This is a genomic window from Cellulomonas bogoriensis 69B4 = DSM 16987 (genome assembly GCF_000767165.1).
In the GTDB taxonomy this organism is placed as follows: Bacteria; Actinomycetota; Actinomycetes; order Actinomycetales; family Cellulomonadaceae; genus Actinotalea; species Actinotalea bogoriensis.
Genome location: NZ_AXCZ01000001.1, coordinates 23,097 through 39,936 on the forward strand (window position 1 = coordinate 23,097; position 16,840 = coordinate 39,936).

Below are 16,840 nucleotides of genomic sequence, written 5' to 3' on the forward strand. Positions count from 1 at the left end.
CGCGGTCACACGGCGGGGGTCCGCCTGGCCCGGGTCTGGTGCGCGCGCGCGGCCAGCTGCTCGTGGGGAGGGTACGCCACCTCTTCGAGGGTGAGGCCGAGTGCGGGGGCGACCGGGCCCCCGCGGCGCCTCCCGGCGAGCAGCTCCCCGGGCCACGTGACGGGACGACGCCCCTCCCCCACCACCAGCAGGGCACCGACCAGGCCCCGGACCATCGAGTGGCAGAAGGCGTCCGCGCGGACGTCCACCACGACCAGGCCCTGGTCCGGTCCCGTCGCCTCCCGCCGCACGTCCAGGACCTGCAAGGTCCTGATGGTGGTCGCCCCTTCGCGCTGCTTGCAGAAGGCGGCGAAGTCGTGCTGACCCACGAGCGCTCCCGCAGCGTCTGCCATCGCGACCACGTCCAGCGGTAGACGGTGGCGCACGACCCACGCCCGACGCAGCGGGTCCTGCAGCGGGGGCCGGTCGGCCAGACGGTAGGCGTAGCGGCGTTCCAGCGCCGAGAACCGGGCGTCGAACCCGTCCGGTGCCAGCGCGGCCCGACGGACCACCACGTCACGCGGGAGCACGCCGGCCAGGCGCCGCACGAGCGCCTCCCCCGCAAGCCCCCCCATGCGACCTGTCACGTCGGACCAGGTGTCCGGTGGGAGGTCCAGGTGCGCCACCTGGCCCCGGGCGTGCACCCCGGCATCGGTGCGGCCTGCGACGGTCAGTCGTGGTGGCTCGCAGCGCAGGACCGTCCCCAGCGCAGCCTCGAGGGTGCCCTGGACGGTGCGGAGGCCCGGTTGGGCGGCCCAGCCGCTGAAGTGGGTTCCGTCGTACGCCAGGTCCAGGCGGACCCGGACCGGGTCCGGGTCAGGAGACTGCGGGGGGGTGCGATCCACGGCCACACCGTACCCAGGGATCATGCACCCGGAGGTGACGCCACCCAGGCGTACGGTGCGCCCGGGGGGGCTCAGGGTGCCGCTCCAGGCTTCGTCCTCAGGCCTCGGCGCGCCCCACCTCGTCGGCGGCCTCGAGGACGACCCGGGTGAAGGCGACCGGCTTGACCAGGCTCACCAGGTGCGTGGCGTCACGGATCACCACCAGCCGCCCATCCGGGGCCGCCCGCACGAAGGTCCGCTCCTGGGCCCGGAAGTGGTCCCAGCGCCCGTTCACGATCCAGACGGGGCACGGGATGCGGGCGAGGTCGTCCAGGGGGCGCGTCGCGCGCATCCCGGTGAGCATGTCGCCCATGACGTCGAGGGCGAACCCCCCGGCGGCGACGTCCCGGGCGGCGTCCTCCTGGAGGAACAGGTCGACCATCCTCTGGTTGAGCGCTGCGCCGGAGTCCCCGCGGCGCCCGATCCACCGCGCCACGGTGAGCCACGCGTCGGTCAACCAGGTGTCGGGGTCGGTGCTGCAGGAGGCCGCCACCAGCCCACGCACCTTGGTGGGGTGGCGTCCCGCGTAGCCGATGCCCAGGTAGCCACCAAGTGAGAGCCCGACGACCAGGGCGCTGCCACCCAGCTCGTCGACGGCGCCGTCGATCACGTGCAGCGCGCGGTCCACGGTGAACGACTCGCCCCGCCGGCTCCCGTGCCCGGGCAGGTCGATCGCGAGGGGCCGGTGCCCCGCGGCCTCGAGCGCAGCGACCTGGCGCCGCCACATGGTGCGCGAGGTTCGGCTGCCGTGGACGAGCACGACGGGCTGGCCCACGGGTGCGTTCACCCGTTCACGGTACAGACGATGGACCAGACGCGTGCCGGCCCTGGTGGCCGTCGCGATACGGATGACGGGAGGGGCCCGGGACCGTCGCGGTCCCGGGCCCCTCCCGTGGTGTCATCCGGCGGACGTCAGGCCTTCGCCTCGTCCTCGGTGGCCTCGTCGGCACCTGCCTCAGCGGCGGTGTCGTCGTCCGTGGCCTTCGGCTCCTCAGCAGGCGCGGCCTTCTTGGTCGCCTTCTCCGCCTCGCGGACCGTCGCCTGCTTGGGGCTGACGGGCTCCAGGACGAGCTCGATGACGGCCATGGGGGCGTTGTCACCCTTGCGGTTGCCGACCTTGGTGATCCGCGTGTAACCACCCTGCCGCTCGGCCATCGCCGGCGCGATCTCGGTGAACAGCTCGTGGACGACCGACTTGTCGCGGACGACGGTCAGCACCCGGCGCCGCGCGTGCAGGTCGCCGCGCTTGGCGAAGGTGATCATGCGCTCGGCCAGGGGCCGCAGGCGCTTGGCCTTCGTCTCGGTGGTGGTGATCCGACGGTGCTCGAAGAGGCTCGTCGCGAGGTTCGCGAGGATGCGCCGCTCGTGGGCGGGCCCTCCCCCGAGCCGCGGACCCTTGGTGGGCGTAGGCATTGTCTGTACTCCTCAGTGGTGGACATTCAGCCGGAGTCCGCGCGAGCGGCCCCGGAGCGGGTCAGGACAGCTCGTCCTCGGTGTACTCGCCCTCGTCGTAGTACGCCGCGGTCGAGGGGTCGAAGTCGAGCGGGCTGTCCTTGAGGGACAGGCCGAGGCCCTGGAGCTTTTCCTTGACCTCGGTGATCGACTTCGCACCGAAGTTCCGGATGTCCAGGAGGTCCGCCTCCGAGCGCGCGACGAGCTCACCCACCGTGTGGATGCCCTCTCGCTTGAGGCAGTTGTAGGACCGGATGGTCATCTGCAGCTCCTCGATGGGGAGCGCGAGGTCGGCGGCAAGTGCGGCGTCGGTCGGCGAGGGGCCGATCTCGATGCCCTCGGCCTCGACGTTCAGCTCGCGCGCCAGGCCGAACAGCTCCACGAGGGTCTTGCCGGCGGAGGCGAGGGCGTCCCGGGGTGCGATCGCGGACTTGGTCTCCACGTCCACGATCAGCTTGTCGAAGTCGGTGCGCTGCTCGACACGGGTGGCCTCGACCTTGTAGGTGACCTTGAGGACCGGCGAGTAGATCGAGTCCACCGGGATACGACCGATCTCGGCGTCGAACGACTTGTTCTGCGAGGCGGAGACGTACCCGCGCCCGCGCTCGACGGTCAGCTCGATCTCGAGCTTGCCCTTGCCGTTGAGGGTCGCGATGTGCAGGTCGGGGTTGTGCACCTGCACGCCGGCCGGAGGCGTGATGTCAGCGGCGCTCACGGTGCCGGGGCCCTGCTTGCGCAGGTACATCACGACGGGCTCGTCGTTCTCGGAGGAGACCACGAGCTCCTTGATGTTCAGGATGATCTCGGTGACGTCCTCCTTGGCACCGGTCACCGTGCTGAACTCGTGGAGCACACCGTCGATGCGGATCGACGTCACGGCCGCGCCCGGGATCGAGGAGAGCAGGGTGCGGCGCAGGGAGTTGCCGAGGGTGTAGCCGAAGCCGGGCTCGAGCGGCTCGATGACGAAACGCGAGCGGTCGTCGGCGATGACCTCTTCGGTCAGGGTGGGTCGCTGTGCGATGAGCACGTTCAGATCCTCTCAGTGGGCGTCCGCCATATGACGCCTCACGTCATGCCGCCTGCGCGGTCTCGGTCCACCGGCAGGGTCGTGCAGTGGTGCGGCTCGTGCCGCCACCTGTGCGGAAGGGCGGGCACGTCGCCCGCCCTTCCGGGAGTCGTCTCAGACGCGGCGACGCTTGGGCGGACGGCACCCGTTGTGCGCCTGGGGCGTGACGTCCTGGATCGAGCCGACCTCGAGGCCGGTCGCCTGCAGGGACCGGATCGCGGTCTCACGACCGGAGCCGGGCCCCTTGACGAACACGTCGACCTTCTTCATGCCGTGCTCCTGCGCGCGGCGGGCGGCGGCCTCGGCAGCCATCTGGGCGGCGTACGGGGTCGACTTGCGCGAGCCCTTGAAGCCGACCTGGCCGGAGGAGGCCCAGGCGATCACCGCACCGGAGGGGTCGGTGATCGAGACGATCGTGTTGTTGAAGGTGCTCTTGATGTGGGCCTGGCCCACGGCGACGTTCTTCTTGTCCTTGCGGCGCGGCTTGCGGACGCCGGCGGAGCGGGTCTTGGGAGGCATTCGGTGGTCTCTTCCTGGTCTGAGGTCGTCGGACCGGGCGGATGCGGGTCACCCCACGCCTGCCGCCCGGACTGCTGGCTACTTGCGCCCGGCCTTCTTCTTGCCGGCCACGGTGCGCTTGGGGCCCTTGCGGGTGCGGGCGTTGGTCTTGGTCCGCTGACCGCGGACAGGCAGACCGCGGCGGTGCCGAAGGCCTTCGTAGCTGCCGATCTCGACCTTGCGGCGGATGTCGGCGGCGACCTCACGACGGAGGTCACCCTCGAGCTTGTAGCTGCCCTCGAGGTGGTCACGGAGTGCGACGAGCTCGGTGTCACCGAGGTCACGCACACGCAGGTTCGGGTCGATGCCCGTCGCTGCGAGGGTCTGCTGGGCGCGGGTGCGCCCGACGCCGAAGATGTAGGTGAGCGCCACCTCGAGCCGCTTGTCGCGGGGGAGGTCGACGCCGACGAGACGTGCCATGGTTCAGGTGCTCCTGTACTACGTCGGAGGTCTTCCGCACGATCGTCCCGTTGTCACGGGCCCCGGCCTCCGACCGGGGGCTGCCTCGCAGAGGTGCGATGCTGATCGTGCGCTGTTCGACCCGCCTGGCGGGTCAGGGCCGACTGTGTCGACCTGCGGGCACCGGCACGGAGCCGGTCGCCGGGCTCAGCCCTGGCGCTGCTTGTGCCGCAGGTTGTCGCAGATGACCATCACGCGACCGTGCCGGCGGATCACCTTGCACTTGTCGCAGATCTTCTTGACGCTGGGCTTGACCTTCATGCTCGTTCCTCCGCCGCCGCACGCGCACGGGAGCGTGCGACGGGCGGCAGTGTCGATCGGGGGCGACCGCAAGGCCGCCGGCGGGCTACTTGTAGCGGTAGACGATCCGACCGCGGGACAGGTCGTAGGGGCTGAGCTCCACCACGACGCGGTCCTCGGGGAGGATCCGGATGTAGTGCTGGCGCATCTTGCCCGAGATGTGGGCGAGAACCTTGTGACCGTTGGCCAGCTCCACGCGGAACATCGCGTTCGGCAGAGCCTCGACCACGCTGCCCTCGATCTCGATGACACCGTCCTTCTTCGCCATGTCCTCCGCTAACTCTCGGGATACTGATCGGATCCACGCGCGGGTCTTCTCGAGGCCTCGCACGTGGACGGATGGGTGCCCTTGATCACGCAGCAGGCACACACCCAACGGGATATGTTACGCCATCGGGACCGGTGCCGTAAACGGGCCGTTCACTCCCAGGGCGCGACGGTCACGCCGAGGTCTGCCAGGCGTGCCGCACCGCCGTCCGGCGCCGTGAGGACCCAGATGCCGTCGGGGCCGATGGCGACGGTGTGCTCCCAGTGGGCTGCTCGGTGCCCGTCGACGGTGACGACGGTCCAGTCGTCCTCCAGCACCTGGGTCGCTCGCGACCCGCGGGTGAGCATCGGCTCGATCGCCACGCACAGGCCGGGGCGGAGTCGCGGCCCCTTGTCCCGGGTCCGGTAGTTCAGGACCTCGGGGGGTTGGTGCATCGCACTGCCGATCCCGTGGCCGACGTACTCCTGGACGATCCCGTACGTCGTGCCTGAGGCGGCGACGACGTCCTCGACCGCGTCGCCGACGACACCGAGGCGGTCTCCCTTGGCGAGTGCGGCGATCCCCGCCCACATCGCCTGCTCCGTCGCGTCGCTGAGCGCGAGGTCGAGCGGGTCGGCCGGGTCGAGCACGGTCGTGAAGGCCGCGTCGCCGTGCCAGCCGTCCACGACGGCGCCGCAGTCGACGGAGACGACATCTCCCGCCTCCAGGACGCGCTCACCGGGGATCCCGTGGACGATCTCCTCGTTCACGGACACGCAGATCGTAGCGGGGTACCCGTGGTAACCCAGGAAGGACGACGTGGCGCCGTGGTCGGCGATGGCCCGGGCCGCGGCGGCGTCCAACGAGGCGGTCGTCACCCCGGGGCGGACTGCCTCGCGGACGGCCTCGTGGGCGGCCGCGACGACCAGTCCCGCGCGACGCATGGCTCTGACCTGCTCCGCCGACTTGTACTCGATACGTTCGCGCCCGAACACGGTGACCTCAGGAACGGGCGTCGAGGGCAGCCACGAGGCGGTCGGTGACCTCGGCGACGGCGCCGATCCCGTCGACCCGGACGAGGAGTCCTCGCGCGGCGTACGCGTCGGTGAGGGGCGCCGTCTGCTGCGCGTAGATGTCCAGGCGCCGTTCGATCGCCTCGGGCGTGTCGTCCTCGCGTCCCTCGACCTGGGCTCGCTTCGCCAGCCGCGCGAGGAGCTCGTCGCGGTCGGCGATCAGCTCGACGACGCCGTCGAGCGCCACGCCGAGGTCTCCGAGGATGGAGTCGAGCTCGTCGACCTGGGCCGCGTTGCGCGGGTAGCCGTCGAGGATGAACCCCTCGCCGGCGTCGTCGTGGCCGAGCCGGTCGCGCACCATGGCGTTGGTGACCTCGTCGGGAACGAGCTCGCCCTTGGACGTGTACGACTGGGCGAGTGCGCCCAGCTCGGTGCCGCCCTTGATGTTGGCCCGGAAGATGTCACCGGTCGAGATGGCGGGCACGGCGAGGTGCTCGGCGAGCCGGCTGGCCTGCGTTCCCTTGCCGGCCCCCTGCGGACCCATGATCACCAGACGCGCGCTCACCGCAGGAACCCTTCGTAGTGCCGCTGCTGCAGCTGGGACTCGATCTGCTTCACGGTCTCGAGGCCGACGCCGACCACGATGAGGATCGATGCGCCACCGAACGGGATGTTCGCGCCGACCCCCAGGATGATGAAGGTGATGGTCGGGATGAGGGCGACCAGGGCGAGGTACAGCGACCCGGGGGCTGTGATCCGCGAGATCACGTAGTCCAGGTACTCGGCCGTCGGCCTGCCCGCACGGATGCCCGGGATGAAGCCCCCGTACTTCTTCATGTTGTCGGCGACGTCCTCCGGGTTGAAGGTGATCGCCGTGTAGAAGTACGCGAAGAAGATGATGAGCACGAAGTAGATCGCGATGTGGAGCGGGGCCCCGGGGTCGGCCACGTAGTCACGGGTCCAGATGACCCAGCCTGCGGCCTGGTCGCCGAACTGCGCAGCCAGCCCTGGGATCGCCAGCAGCGACGAGGCGAAGATCACCGGGATGATGCCCGCCATGTTGATCTTGATCGGGATGTAGGTGCTCGAGCCGCCGTACATCCGGCGCCCCACCATGCGCTTGGCGTAGTGCACGGGCACGCGACGCTGGGACTGCTCGACGAAGACCACGAGAGCGATCACCAGCAGGATGATGATCATGACGATGATGAAGTTGGCCACGCCGTTGTCACCACCGGCGATCGACCACATCGCGCCGGGGAACGTCGCGGCGATCGAGGTGAAGATCAGCAGCGACATGCCGTTGCCGATGCCGCGCTCGGTGATGAGCTCGCCGAGCCACATGATCAGGGCGGTGCCGGCGGTCATCGTGATGACCATCAGGATGATCGTCGTGACGCGGTCGTCCGGGATGAGCGGCACGGGGCACTCGGGGAACAGCAGCCCGTTGCGAGCCACGGTGATGACCGTGGTCGACTGCAGCACGGCGAGCCCGATGGTCAGGTAGCGCGTGTACTGGGTGAGCTTCGCGGTGCCCTGCTGGCCCTCCTTGTGGAGCGCCTCGAACCGAGGGATCACCACACGGAGGAGCTGGACGATGATGCTCGCGGTGATGTACGGCATGATCCCGAGCGCGAACACCGACAGCTGGAGGAGCGCTCCCCCGCTGAAGAGGTTCACGAGGCCGAGCAGGTTGTTGCCGGCATCCATGGCCGCGATGCACTGCTGCACGTTGCCGTAGTCCACCCCGGGGGTCGGGATGAACGACCCGATCCGGAAGATCACCATGATCGAGATCGTGAACAGCAGCTTGCGCCGCAGATCGGGCGTCCTGAACGCCCGCACGAATGCGCTGAGCACTTGTCCTCCTGCTCGCCCGTAGGCGGTGTGTCGTCACGCCGGTGTGCCGTACCCGGTGAAGGGTCACCGCACCAGGCCTCTGGAACCCTAGCGGAGATCCGCTGCCGGACGGCACAGGGGCCGGGTCGCGGTGCGGCCCGGCCCCTGTGTCCGAATCAGTTCAGCTCGATCGAGCCGCCGGCGGCTTCGACCTTCTCCTTGGCCGATGCGGAGGCCGCGTCGGCGGTGATCGTGAGCTTGACGTTCACGTCGCCCGTCCCGAGGACCTTCACGAGCGAGCCCTTGCGGACCGCGCCCTTGGCGACGAGGTCCTCGACGGTGACCTCGCCACCCTCGGGGTACAGCGCCGCGAGGCTGGCCAGGTTCACGACCTGGTACTCGGTGCGGAACGGGTTCTTGAACCCACGCAGCTTCGGGAGCCGCATGTGGAGCGGCATCTGGCCACCCTCGAACCGCTCGGGCACCTGGTACCGGGCCTTGGTGCCCTTCGTCCCACGGCCGGCGGTCTTGCCCTTGGACGCCTCACCTCGACCCACGCGGGTCTTGGCGGTCTTGGCACCGGGCGCCGGGCGCAGGTGGTGCACCTTCAGGGTGCTGGTGCTGGACTCAGGTGCCTGGGCACCTGCGTCCTTCTTGGTCGTGGCCTTCTTGGCGGTCGTCTTGGAGGCTGCGGGAGCAGCGTCGGCGGACGCGCCGGACTTGGACTTCTTGGCCTCTGCCATGGTCACTCGACCTCCTCGACGGTGACGAGGTGCGCCACCGTGGTGACCATGCCGCGGATCTCGGGCCGGTCCTCCTTGACGACGACGTCGCCAATGCGCTTGAGGCCGAGGCTCCGCAGCGTGTCACGCTGGTTCTGCTTGCCGCCGATGGCGGACCTGGTCTGGATCACCTTGAGACGTGCCATCATGCACCCGCCTTCGCGGCAGCGCCCTCGGCACGGGCCCGCAGCATGGCAGCGGGGGTCACGTGCTCGAGCGGCAGTCCACGGCGCGCGGCGACCGACTCGGGCTCCTCGAGGCCGCGCAGAGCTGCGACGGTGGCGTGGACGATGTTGATGGCGTTGGTGGACCCCATCGACTTCGAGAGCACGTCGTGGATACCCGCGCACTCGAGGACCGCACGCACGGGACCACCGGCGATCACACCGGTACCCGGCGACGCGGGGCGCAGGAACACGACGCCTGCGGCTGCCTCGCCCGTGATGGGGTGCGGGATGGTGCCCTGGATGCGGGGGACGCGGAAGAAGCTCTTCTTGGCCTCTTCCACACCCTTGGCGATGGCGGCCGGAACTTCCTTGGCCTTGCCGTAGCCGACGCCGACAGTGCCGTCACCGTCGCCCACGACCACGAGGGCCGTGAAGCTGAAGCGGCGACCGCCCTTGACGACCTTGGACACCCGGTTGATGGTGACCACGCGCTCCACGAACGCGCTCTTGTCGGCGGCGTCCCCACGGCGCCCGCCGTCGCGGCGACCACCGTCACGTCGGTCGCCGCCGGCGCCGCCCTGGGCGCCGGTGTTGCTGCGCTGAGGTGCAGCCATCAGTGAGTCCTCTTCTTCCGAACGGTGGTGGTCATCGTCGTCATAGCGAGAGCCCGCCCTCGCGAGCGCCGTCAGCGACGGCGGCGACCCGCCCGTGGTACTTGTTGCCGCCACGGTCGAAGACCACGGCCTCGACGCCGGCTGCCTTCGCACGCTCGGCGACGAGCTCCCCGACACGGCGTGCCTTGGCGGTCTTGTCGCCCTCGAGCCCGCGGAGCTCGGGCTCCAGGGTCGAGGCGTGCGCGACGGTACGGCCGATCGAGTCGTCGACGACCTGCGCGACCATGTGCCGGCTGGAGCGGCTCACGACCAGGCGCGGACGCGCGGCCGAACCTGCGATCTTCTTGCGGAGCCGCAGGTGGCGGCGGGCCCGGGCGACGGACTTGCCCTTGCCACGAATGGTGATTGCCACGGTTACTTACCAGCCTTTCCGGCCTTGCGTCGCACCTGCTCGCCGGCGTAGCGAACACCCTTGCCCTTGTAGGGCTCGGGCTTGCGGATCTTGCGGATGTTCGCCGCGACCTCACCGACCTGCTGCTTGTCGATGCCGCTCACGGAGAACTTGGTGGGCGACTCGACCTGGAAGGTGATGCCCTCCGGCGCGGACACGACCACCGGGTGGCTGAAACCGAGCGCGAACTCGAGGTCGGTGCCCTTGGCGGTGACGCGGTAACCGGTGCCGACGATCTCGAGCTTCTTGGTGTACCCGTCGGTGACGCCGGTCACGAGGTTGGCGATCAGGGTGCGGGTGAGTCCGTGCAGCGAGCGCGAGGCGCGCTCGTCGTCCGCGCGGGTCACGACGATCGTGCCGTCCTCGTGGGCGACGGAGATCGGGCCGGGCACGCTGTGGCTGAGGGTCCCCTTGGGACCCTTGACCGTCACCAGCGCGTCGTCGATCGTGATGTCCACCCCGGTCGGGACCGGGACGGGGACCTTGCCGATGCGAGACATGGTTCTCTCCTCTCGGTTCCGGGGTTACCAGACGTAGGCGAGGACTTCCCCACCCACGCCCTTCTTGGAAGCCTGCTTGTCGGTCAGGAGACCTGAGGACGTGGACAGGATCGCCACGCCGAGGCCGCCGAGCACCCGCGGCAGGTTGGTGGACTTGGCGTACACACGCAGACCCGGCTTCGAGACGCGGCGGACACCGGCGAGCGAGCGCTCACGGTTGGGGCCGAACTTGAGCTGGATGGTGAGGTTCTTGCCCACGGGGGCGTCCTCGACCGTCCAGCCGGCGATGTATCCCTCGGCCTTGAGGATGTCGGCGATGTTGGCCTTCAGCTTCGAGAAGGGCATCGTCACGGAGTCGTGGTACGCGGAGTTCGCGTTACGCAGACGGGTGAGCATGTCTGCGATGGGGTCGGTCATCGTCATCGGGCTTGTGCCCTTCCTCGTCGGGGTATCCCCACGCTCACGCGCAAGGGGACCTGCGACGTAGTCGTTACCAGCTGGCCTTGGTGACGCCGGGGAGCTCACCACGGTGAGCCATCTGGCGAAGGCAGATGCGGCAGAGGCCGAACTTGCGGTACACCGAGTGCGGTCGCCCGCACTTCTGGCAGCGCGTGTAGGCGCGCACCGCGAACTTGGGCTTGCGGGCCGCCTTCGTGATCAGGGCAGTCTTCGCCATGTCAGTTCTCCTTGAACGGGAAGCCCAGACGGCGGAGCAGCGAGCGGCCCTCGTCGTCGTTGGTCGCGGTCGTCACGATGGTGATGTCCATGCCACGCTGCCGGTCGGTCTTGTCCGGGTCGATCTCGTGGAACATCACCTGCTCGGTCAGGCCGAAGGTGTAGTTGCCGTGACCGTCGAACTGCTTGGGCGACAGCCCACGGAAGTCACGGATGCGCGGGAGGGCGAGCGCCGTGAGGCGGTCCACGAACTCCCACATACGGTCGCCGCGCAGCGTCACGTGCGCGCCGATCGGCATCCCCTCGCGCAGCTTGAACTGGGCGATGGACTTGCGGGCCTTGGTCACCTGAGGCTTCTGCCCCGTGATCGCGGTCAGGTCGCGGATCGCGCCCTCGATCAGCTTGGAGTCCTTCGCGGCGTCACCGACACCCATGTTGACCACGACCTTGACCAGCCGGGGAACCTGGTGGACGTTGGCGTGCCCGAACTCCTCGCGCAGCGCGGGGAGGATCTCGTCGGCGTAGCGGGTCTTGAGTCGAGGCACGGGGCGTGCCTGGGTCTCGACGGTCTCAGTGCTCATCAGATGTCCTTACCGGAACGCTTGGCGACACGGACCCGGACGGTACGGGTACGGCCGTCGCGCTCGACCTGCTCGGTGCGGTACCCGACGCGGGTGCCCTTCTTGGTCTCCGGGTCCACCAGCATCACGTTGCTGACGTGGATCGGTGCCTCGATCGTCTCGATGCCCCCGGTGCGGGTGCCACGAGCCGTCTGGCCGGCCTTGACGTGCTTGGTCATGCGCTGCACGCCCTCGACGATGAGCCGGTCGGTCTCCTTGAAGACCTCGAGCACACGCCCGGTCTTGCCCCGGTCACGACCGGAGATGACGACGACGAGGTCGCCCTTCTTGATCTTCGCCATGGTTCAGAGCACCTCCGGAGCCAGCGAGATGATCTTCATGAACTTCTTGTCGCGGAGCTCGCGCCCGACAGGCCCGAAGATTCGGGTCCCCCGGGGCTCGCCGTCGTTCTTGAGGATCACCGCGGCGTTCTCGTCGAACTTGATGTACGAGCCGTCGGGACGACGGCGCTCCTTGGTCGTGCGCACGACAACCGCCTTCACGACGTCGCCACGCTTGACGTTGCCGCCGGGGATCGCGTCCTTCACGGTCGCGACGATGACGTCGCCGATACCGGCGTAGCGACGGCCGGATCCACCGAGAACACGGATGCAGAGAATCTGCTTCGCACCCGTGTTGTCGGCGACCTTGAGTCGCGACTCCTGCTGGATCATCTACCTACTCCTGTCGTCTGGCCGGTTCTCGTCGTCAGCTCGTCGAGCCTGGCCGGAACGGATGTCTGGTCAGCCACCGACCGCCGCGGAGCGCTGGCCCCGCGGCGTCGGAACTACTTGGCCTTCTCGAGGATCTCCACCAGGCGCCACCGCTTGGTCGCGGACAGCGGGCGGGTCTCCATGATCAGGACGAGGTCACCAGCGCCGGCCGAGTTGGCCTCGTCGTGGACCTTGACCTTGCTCGTCCGTCGCATGACCTTGCCGTAGAGCGGGTGCTTGACCCGGTCCTCGACCTCGACCACGACGGTCTTGTCCATCTTGTCGCTGACCACGTAGCCGCGCCGCGTCTTGCGGTAGGGACGCTGCACTGCGGTCGCGGTGCCCTCGGCACTGTTCGTCTCAGTACTCATGTGTGACCTCTCGCTCACTCAGCGCTGGCGCTGGGTGCGGTACGGATGCCGAGCTCGCGCTCGCGCAGGATCGTGTAGATCCGGGCGATGTCGCGGCGCACGGCCTTGAGCCGCCCGTGGCTCTCGAGCTGACCGGTGGCCGACTGGAAGCGGAGGTTGAACAGCTCCTCCTTGGCCTTCTTCAGCTCGGCGACCAGAGCGTCGTCGTCCATGCCGTCGAGCGCGCTCGGAGCGAGCTCCTTGGAACCGATAGCCATCAGCTGCCACCACCCTCGCGTACCACGAAACGGCACTTCATCGGGAGCTTGTGCATCGCACGACGCATGGCCTCACGGGCCAGAGGCTCCGGGACACCGGCGAGCTCGAAGAGCACGCGGCCCGGCTTGACGTTCGCGATCCACCACTCGGGGGACCCCTTCCCGGAACCCATCCGGGTCTCCGCCGGCTTCTTGGTCAGCGGACGGTCGGGGTAGATGTTGATCCAGACCTTCCCGCCACGCTTGACGTGGCGGGTCATCGCGATACGAGCGGCCTCGATCTGACGGTTCGTGACATAGGCGGGCTCCAGGGCCTGGATGCCGAAGTCACCGAACGCCACCGTGGTACCACCCTTGGCCGCGCCGGAGCGCGAGGGGTGGTGCTGCTTGCGGTGCTTGAGCCTGCGCGGGATCAGCATGCTCAGGCCTCCGTTCCGGAATCGGCTGCCGGCGTGGCCGGGGCGGCGTCAGCCGGCGCGGCCTGCGCGGGGGCAGGGGTCTCGGGGCGCTCGCTGCCGCGGCGCCCACGGGGACGGTCACCACGGGGGCCACCACGCGACGGGCGGGGACCGGCTGCGGCCTGCTCGCGCGCGAAGTCCTTCTCGGTCATGTCGCCCTTGTAGATCCAGACCTTCACGCCGATCTGGCCGAAGGTGGTCCGGGCCTCGAAGGTGCCGAAGTCGATGTTCGCCCGGAGGGTGTGCAGAGGCACACGGCCCTCGCGGTAGAACTCCGAACGGCTCATCTCGGCCCCACCAAGACGACCGGAGCACTGCACCCGGATCCCCTTGGCGCCGGCGCGCAGTGCCGACTGCATCCCCTTGCGCATCGCGCGGCGGAACGAGACACGGCTCGCGAGCTGCTCGGCGATCCCCTGGGCGACCAGCTGGGCCTCGATCTCGGCGTTCTTCACCTCGAGGATGTTCAGCTGGACCTGCTTGCCCGTGAGCTTCTCGAGCTCACCGCGGATGCGGTCCGCCTCGGCGCCGCGGCGGCCGATGACGATTCCGGGACGTGCGGTGTGGATGTCGACGCGCACGCGGTCCCGCGTCCGCTCGATCTCGACCTTCGCGATTCCTGCACGCTCGAGCCCGGTGGACATGAGCTTGCGGATCTGCACGTCCTCGCGGACGTAGTCACGGTAGCGCTGCCCGGGCTTGGTGCTGTCGGCGAACCATCGCGACCGGTGGTCGGTGGTGATGCCGAGGCGGTACCCGTGCGGGTTGACCTTCTGTCCCACTATCGGGCCCTCTCCTTCTTCTCGACCGGCGCGACGACCACGGTGATGTGGCTCGTCCGCTTGAGGATCTGGCTCGCCCGGCCCTGAGCGCGGGGACGGAACCGCTTGAGGGTCGGGCCCTCGTCGACGTACGCGGCCGCGACGACCAGCGCCGAGGCGTCGAACGCCTCGTTCGCGCGGTCGGCCTTGACGCGCGCGTTCGCGATCGCGCTCTCGACCACCTTGCGGACGGTCTCCCCCGCGGCCTGCGGCGCGAACTTCAGCGTCGCGACGGCCTCGTCGGCCTGCTTGCCACGGATGAGGTCCACGACGCGCCGGGCCTTCTGGGGCGTGACACGGACGAACCGCGCCTGCGCCTTGGCTTCCATTGCTGTCCTGCCTTCTTGTGTCGTCATGTCGACCCGCAGAGTGTCACCTGACCCGGGGTCAGCGGCGACGGCCCTTGCGGTCGTCCTTCTCGTGGCCGCGGAAGGTCCGCGTGGGGGCGAACTCGCCGAGCTTGTGACCGACCATCGACTCGGTCACGAAGACCGGGACGTGCTTCCGGCCGTCGTGCACGGCGAACGTGTGGCCGAGGAAGTCCGGAGTGATCATCGACCGGCGCGACCAGGTCTTGATGACCGTCTTTGCCCCGGACTCGTTATGGGCGTCCACCTTCTTCTGCAGGTGGTCGTCCACGAAGGGGCCCTTCTTCAGGCTGCGTGGCATCTGTCAGGCTCCTTCTCAGCGCTTCTTGCCGGTACGGCGGCGACGGACGATGAGCTTGTCGCTCGGCTTGTTGGGACGCCGGGTACGGCCCTCAGGCTGTCCCCACGGGCTGACCGGGTGCCGACCACCGGAGGTCTTGCCCTCACCACCACCGTGCGGGTGGTCGATCGGGTTCATGGCGACACCACGGACCGAGGGCCGCTTGCCCTTCCAGCGCATCCGGCCGGCCTTGCCCCAGTTGATGTTGGACTGCTCGGCGTTGCCGACCTCGCCCACGGTCGCGCGGCAGCGCAGGTCCACGTTCCGGATCTCACCGGACGGCATACGCAGCTGGGCGTAGGGGCCGTCCTTGGCGACGAGCTGGACCGACGCACCGGCGGACCGGGCGATCTTCGCGCCGCCTCCGGGTCGCAGCTCGATGGCGTGGATCACGGTACCGGTGGGGATGTTGCGCAGCGGCAGGTTGTTGCCGGGCTTGATGTCCGCGCCGGGGCCGTTCTCGATCATGTCGCCCTGGCTGAGCCGGTTGGGCGCGATGATGTAACGCTTCTCGCCGTCGGCGTAGTGCAGGAGCGCGATGCGTGCGGTGCGGTTGGGGTCGTACTCGATGTGAGCGACCTTGGCCGGAACGCCGTCCTTGTCGTGGCGACGGAAGTCGATGACACGGTAGGCGCGCTTGTGGCCACCGCCCTGGTGGCGCATGGTCACGCGACCCGTGCTGTTGCGACCACCGGTCTTGTGCAGCGGACGCACCAGCGACTTCTCGGGCTGCGAGCGCGTGATCTCGACGAAGTCGGCCACGCTCGAGCCGCGGCGCCCGGGCGTCGTCGGCTTGTACTTACGGATTCCCATGGAGGTCAGTCCCTTGTGTCTCGTCGGTCCGGCGTCAGCCGACCGGTCCGCCGAAGATGTCGATGGTGCCCTCGCGCAGCGTCACGATTGCGCGCTTGGTGTCCTTACGCTTACCGATCCCGAAGCGGGTCCGCCGGGCCTTGCCCTTGCGGTTGGCGGTGTTGACCGATGCGACCTTCACGCCGAAGACCTGCTCGACGGCGATCTTGATCTCGGTCTTGCTCGCGCGCGGGTCGACGACGAAGGTGTACTTGCCCTCGTCGAGCAGCGTGTAGCTCTTCTCCGAGACGACCGGCGAGATGAGGATGTCGCGTGGGTCCTTGTTCACGGTGGTCACTTGGTCTCCTCCGCGTCGGCGGCCGAAGCCTCGGTCGAGGTCGCCACGGCCTTGGCCCCACGTCCGGCGGGGCGGTTGAGGAACGCGTCGAGCGCGCCGCGGGTGAACACGACGTCGTCGGAGACGAGGACGTCGTAGGTGTTGAGCTGGTCCGCGAAGAGCAGGTGCGCACGCTCGGCGTTGCGCAGCGACTTCCAGGTCAGCTCGTCACCCCGCTCCAGCACCACGAGCACGTGGCGACGGGTGGTCAGCGCGTCGATCGTCGCCAGCGCGGTACGGGTCGAGGGGTTGCCCTCGACCGCGAAGCCGTCGACCACGTGCACCCGACCGGCGCGAGCACGGTCCGAGAGGGCACCCCGTAGCGCAGCCGCCTTCATCTTCTTGGGCGTGCGCTGGCTGTAGTCACGTGGCTGCGGACCGTGGACGGTGCCACCGCCGGCGAACTGGGGAGCGCGGGTCGAGCCCTGGCGGGCACGGCCGGTGCCCTTCTGCTTGTAGGGCTTCTTGCCACCGCCGCGGACCTCGCCGCGGGTCTTGGTGGCGTGCGTCCCCTGCCGGGCGGCCGCGAGCTGCGCCACGACGACCTGGTGGATCAGCGGGACGTTGGTCTGGACGTCGAACACCTCGGCAGGCAGGTCGGCGGTGCCGGCCTTCTTGCCCTTGGCGTCCACGACGTCGACGGTCAGCGTGGTCATG

30 protein-coding genes are annotated in these 16,840 nt (G+C 69.2%); all 30 read right to left on the minus strand.

All coding sequences use genetic code 11. The features are described 5' to 3' along the window. Window positions 1–5 precede the first annotated feature (5 nt). Window positions 6–884: a tRNA pseudouridine(38-40) synthase TruA gene (gene truA, locus N869_RS00125; protein ID WP_052104790.1), complete on the minus strand. Its 879-nt coding sequence runs from the start codon at window positions 882–884 to the stop codon at window positions 6–8. 97 nt (window positions 885–981) lie between these two features. After that, entirely contained in the window at window positions 982–1,710 is a 729-nt protein-coding gene (locus tag N869_RS00130) for an alpha/beta fold hydrolase (RefSeq protein ID WP_232229523.1), read from the minus strand. 125 nt (window positions 1,711–1,835) lie between these two features. Next, window positions 1,836–2,336 (minus strand): 50S ribosomal protein L17, encoded by a 501-nt coding sequence (gene rplQ / locus N869_RS00135; protein ID WP_035056104.1) that lies wholly within the window; start codon window positions 2,334–2,336, stop codon window positions 1,836–1,838. A 61-nt stretch (window positions 2,337–2,397) separates the two neighbouring features. Continuing rightward, window positions 2,398–3,402: a DNA-directed RNA polymerase subunit alpha gene (locus N869_RS00140; protein ID WP_035056106.1), complete on the minus strand. Its 1,005-nt coding sequence runs from the start codon at window positions 3,400–3,402 to the stop codon at window positions 2,398–2,400. A gap of 153 nt (window positions 3,403–3,555) precedes the next feature. Continuing rightward, entirely contained in the window at window positions 3,556–3,960 is a 405-nt protein-coding gene (gene rpsK, locus N869_RS00145) for a 30S ribosomal protein S11 (protein WP_035056108.1), read from the minus strand. Between the two features lie 78 nt (window positions 3,961–4,038). Beyond that, window positions 4,039–4,419: a 30S ribosomal protein S13 gene (gene rpsM / locus N869_RS00150; protein ID WP_035056111.1), complete on the minus strand. Its 381-nt coding sequence runs from the start codon at window positions 4,417–4,419 to the stop codon at window positions 4,039–4,041. A gap of 186 nt (window positions 4,420–4,605) precedes the next feature. After that, a complete protein-coding gene (gene rpmJ / locus N869_RS00155; protein ID WP_003956441.1) occupies window positions 4,606–4,719 on the minus strand; it encodes a 50S ribosomal protein L36 in 114 nt (37 codons plus the stop codon). An 85-nt stretch (window positions 4,720–4,804) separates the two neighbouring features. Next, complete coding sequence (gene infA, locus N869_RS00160) at window positions 4,805–5,026, minus strand: translation initiation factor IF-1 (protein WP_012867920.1); 222 nt, start codon at window positions 5,024–5,026, stop codon at window positions 4,805–4,807. Between the two features lie 152 nt (window positions 5,027–5,178). Then, window positions 5,179–6,000: a type I methionyl aminopeptidase gene (gene map, locus N869_RS00165; RefSeq protein ID WP_035056119.1), complete on the minus strand. Its 822-nt coding sequence runs from the start codon at window positions 5,998–6,000 to the stop codon at window positions 5,179–5,181. A gap of 7 nt (window positions 6,001–6,007) precedes the next feature. After that, the gene (locus tag N869_RS00170) at window positions 6,008–6,583 is read right to left on the minus strand and encodes an adenylate kinase (RefSeq protein WP_035056122.1); all 576 of its coding nucleotides are present in this window, start codon (window positions 6,581–6,583) and stop codon (window positions 6,008–6,010) included. Further along, a complete protein-coding gene (gene secY, locus N869_RS00175) occupies window positions 6,580–7,878 on the minus strand; it encodes a preprotein translocase subunit SecY (protein WP_035056125.1) in 1,299 nt (432 codons plus the stop codon). Before secY ends, N869_RS00170 begins: the two co-directional genes overlap by 4 nt. A gap of 155 nt (window positions 7,879–8,033) precedes the next feature. After that, complete coding sequence (gene rplO / locus N869_RS00180; protein WP_084136290.1) at window positions 8,034–8,600, minus strand: 50S ribosomal protein L15; 567 nt, start codon at window positions 8,598–8,600, stop codon at window positions 8,034–8,036. 2 nt (window positions 8,601–8,602) lie between these two features. Continuing rightward, the gene (gene rpmD / locus N869_RS00185) at window positions 8,603–8,785 is read right to left on the minus strand and encodes a 50S ribosomal protein L30 (RefSeq protein ID WP_035056127.1); all 183 of its coding nucleotides are present in this window, start codon (window positions 8,783–8,785) and stop codon (window positions 8,603–8,605) included. Next, window positions 8,785–9,420, minus strand: coding sequence for a 30S ribosomal protein S5 (rpsE, locus tag N869_RS00190; protein WP_035056130.1), 636 nt, complete (start codon window positions 9,418–9,420; stop codon window positions 8,785–8,787). Before rpsE ends, rpmD begins: the two co-directional genes overlap by 1 nt. A gap of 40 nt (window positions 9,421–9,460) precedes the next feature. Then, window positions 9,461–9,832 (minus strand): 50S ribosomal protein L18, encoded by a 372-nt coding sequence (rplR, locus tag N869_RS00195; protein ID WP_035056133.1) that lies wholly within the window; start codon window positions 9,830–9,832, stop codon window positions 9,461–9,463. Between the two features lie 2 nt (window positions 9,833–9,834). Further along, entirely contained in the window at window positions 9,835–10,371 is a 537-nt protein-coding gene (rplF, locus tag N869_RS00200; protein ID WP_035056135.1) for a 50S ribosomal protein L6, read from the minus strand. Window positions 10,372–10,395: 24 nt separating this feature from the next. After that, window positions 10,396–10,794: a 30S ribosomal protein S8 gene (gene rpsH / locus N869_RS00205; RefSeq protein ID WP_035056138.1), complete on the minus strand. Its 399-nt coding sequence runs from the start codon at window positions 10,792–10,794 to the stop codon at window positions 10,396–10,398. 67 nt (window positions 10,795–10,861) lie between these two features. Beyond that, a complete protein-coding gene (locus tag N869_RS00210) occupies window positions 10,862–11,047 on the minus strand; it encodes a type Z 30S ribosomal protein S14 (RefSeq protein WP_035056142.1) in 186 nt (61 codons plus the stop codon). Between the two features lies 1 nt (window position 11,048). Further along, on the minus strand, window positions 11,049–11,627 hold the full coding sequence (gene rplE / locus N869_RS00215) for a 50S ribosomal protein L5 (protein ID WP_035056145.1): 579 nt from the start codon (window positions 11,625–11,627) through the stop codon (window positions 11,049–11,051). Further along, complete coding sequence (rplX, locus tag N869_RS00220) at window positions 11,627–11,968, minus strand: 50S ribosomal protein L24 (RefSeq protein ID WP_035056147.1); 342 nt, start codon at window positions 11,966–11,968, stop codon at window positions 11,627–11,629. The genes rplE and rplX overlap by 1 nt, the downstream gene beginning before the upstream one ends. Before the next feature lie 3 nt (window positions 11,969–11,971). Then, the gene (rplN, locus tag N869_RS00225) at window positions 11,972–12,340 is read right to left on the minus strand and encodes a 50S ribosomal protein L14 (protein WP_035056152.1); all 369 of its coding nucleotides are present in this window, start codon (window positions 12,338–12,340) and stop codon (window positions 11,972–11,974) included. A 113-nt stretch (window positions 12,341–12,453) separates the two neighbouring features. Further along, window positions 12,454–12,750 (minus strand): 30S ribosomal protein S17, encoded by a 297-nt coding sequence (rpsQ, locus tag N869_RS00230; RefSeq protein ID WP_035056155.1) that lies wholly within the window; start codon window positions 12,748–12,750, stop codon window positions 12,454–12,456. Window positions 12,751–12,764: 14 nt separating this feature from the next. After that, window positions 12,765–13,007, minus strand: coding sequence for a 50S ribosomal protein L29 (rpmC, locus tag N869_RS00235; RefSeq protein ID WP_035056158.1), 243 nt, complete (start codon window positions 13,005–13,007; stop codon window positions 12,765–12,767). After that, window positions 13,007–13,426 (minus strand): 50S ribosomal protein L16, encoded by a 420-nt coding sequence (gene rplP, locus N869_RS00240; protein WP_035056161.1) that lies wholly within the window; start codon window positions 13,424–13,426, stop codon window positions 13,007–13,009. Before rplP ends, rpmC begins: the two co-directional genes overlap by 1 nt. Before the next feature lie 2 nt (window positions 13,427–13,428). Beyond that, on the minus strand, window positions 13,429–14,247 hold the full coding sequence (rpsC, locus tag N869_RS00245) for a 30S ribosomal protein S3 (RefSeq protein ID WP_035056164.1): 819 nt from the start codon (window positions 14,245–14,247) through the stop codon (window positions 13,429–13,431). After that, entirely contained in the window at window positions 14,247–14,615 is a 369-nt protein-coding gene (gene rplV / locus N869_RS00250; RefSeq protein ID WP_035056167.1) for a 50S ribosomal protein L22, read from the minus strand. Before rplV ends, rpsC begins: the two co-directional genes overlap by 1 nt. Window positions 14,616–14,673: 58 nt before the next feature. Further along, window positions 14,674–14,955, minus strand: coding sequence for a 30S ribosomal protein S19 (gene rpsS / locus N869_RS00255; RefSeq protein WP_035056170.1), 282 nt, complete (start codon window positions 14,953–14,955; stop codon window positions 14,674–14,676). A 15-nt stretch (window positions 14,956–14,970) separates the two neighbouring features. Then, window positions 14,971–15,807 carry a 50S ribosomal protein L2 gene (rplB, locus tag N869_RS00260; RefSeq protein ID WP_035056173.1) on the minus strand — a complete coding sequence of 279 codons (837 nt, stop codon included), beginning with the start codon at window positions 15,805–15,807 and terminating at the stop codon, window positions 14,971–14,973. Between the two features lie 34 nt (window positions 15,808–15,841). Then, complete coding sequence (gene rplW, locus N869_RS00265; protein WP_035056176.1) at window positions 15,842–16,144, minus strand: 50S ribosomal protein L23; 303 nt, start codon at window positions 16,142–16,144, stop codon at window positions 15,842–15,844. Continuing rightward, window positions 16,141–16,839: a 50S ribosomal protein L4 gene (gene rplD / locus N869_RS00270; protein WP_035056179.1), complete on the minus strand. Its 699-nt coding sequence runs from the start codon at window positions 16,837–16,839 to the stop codon at window positions 16,141–16,143. Before rplD ends, rplW begins: the two co-directional genes overlap by 4 nt. Window position 16,840 lies beyond the last annotated feature (1 nt).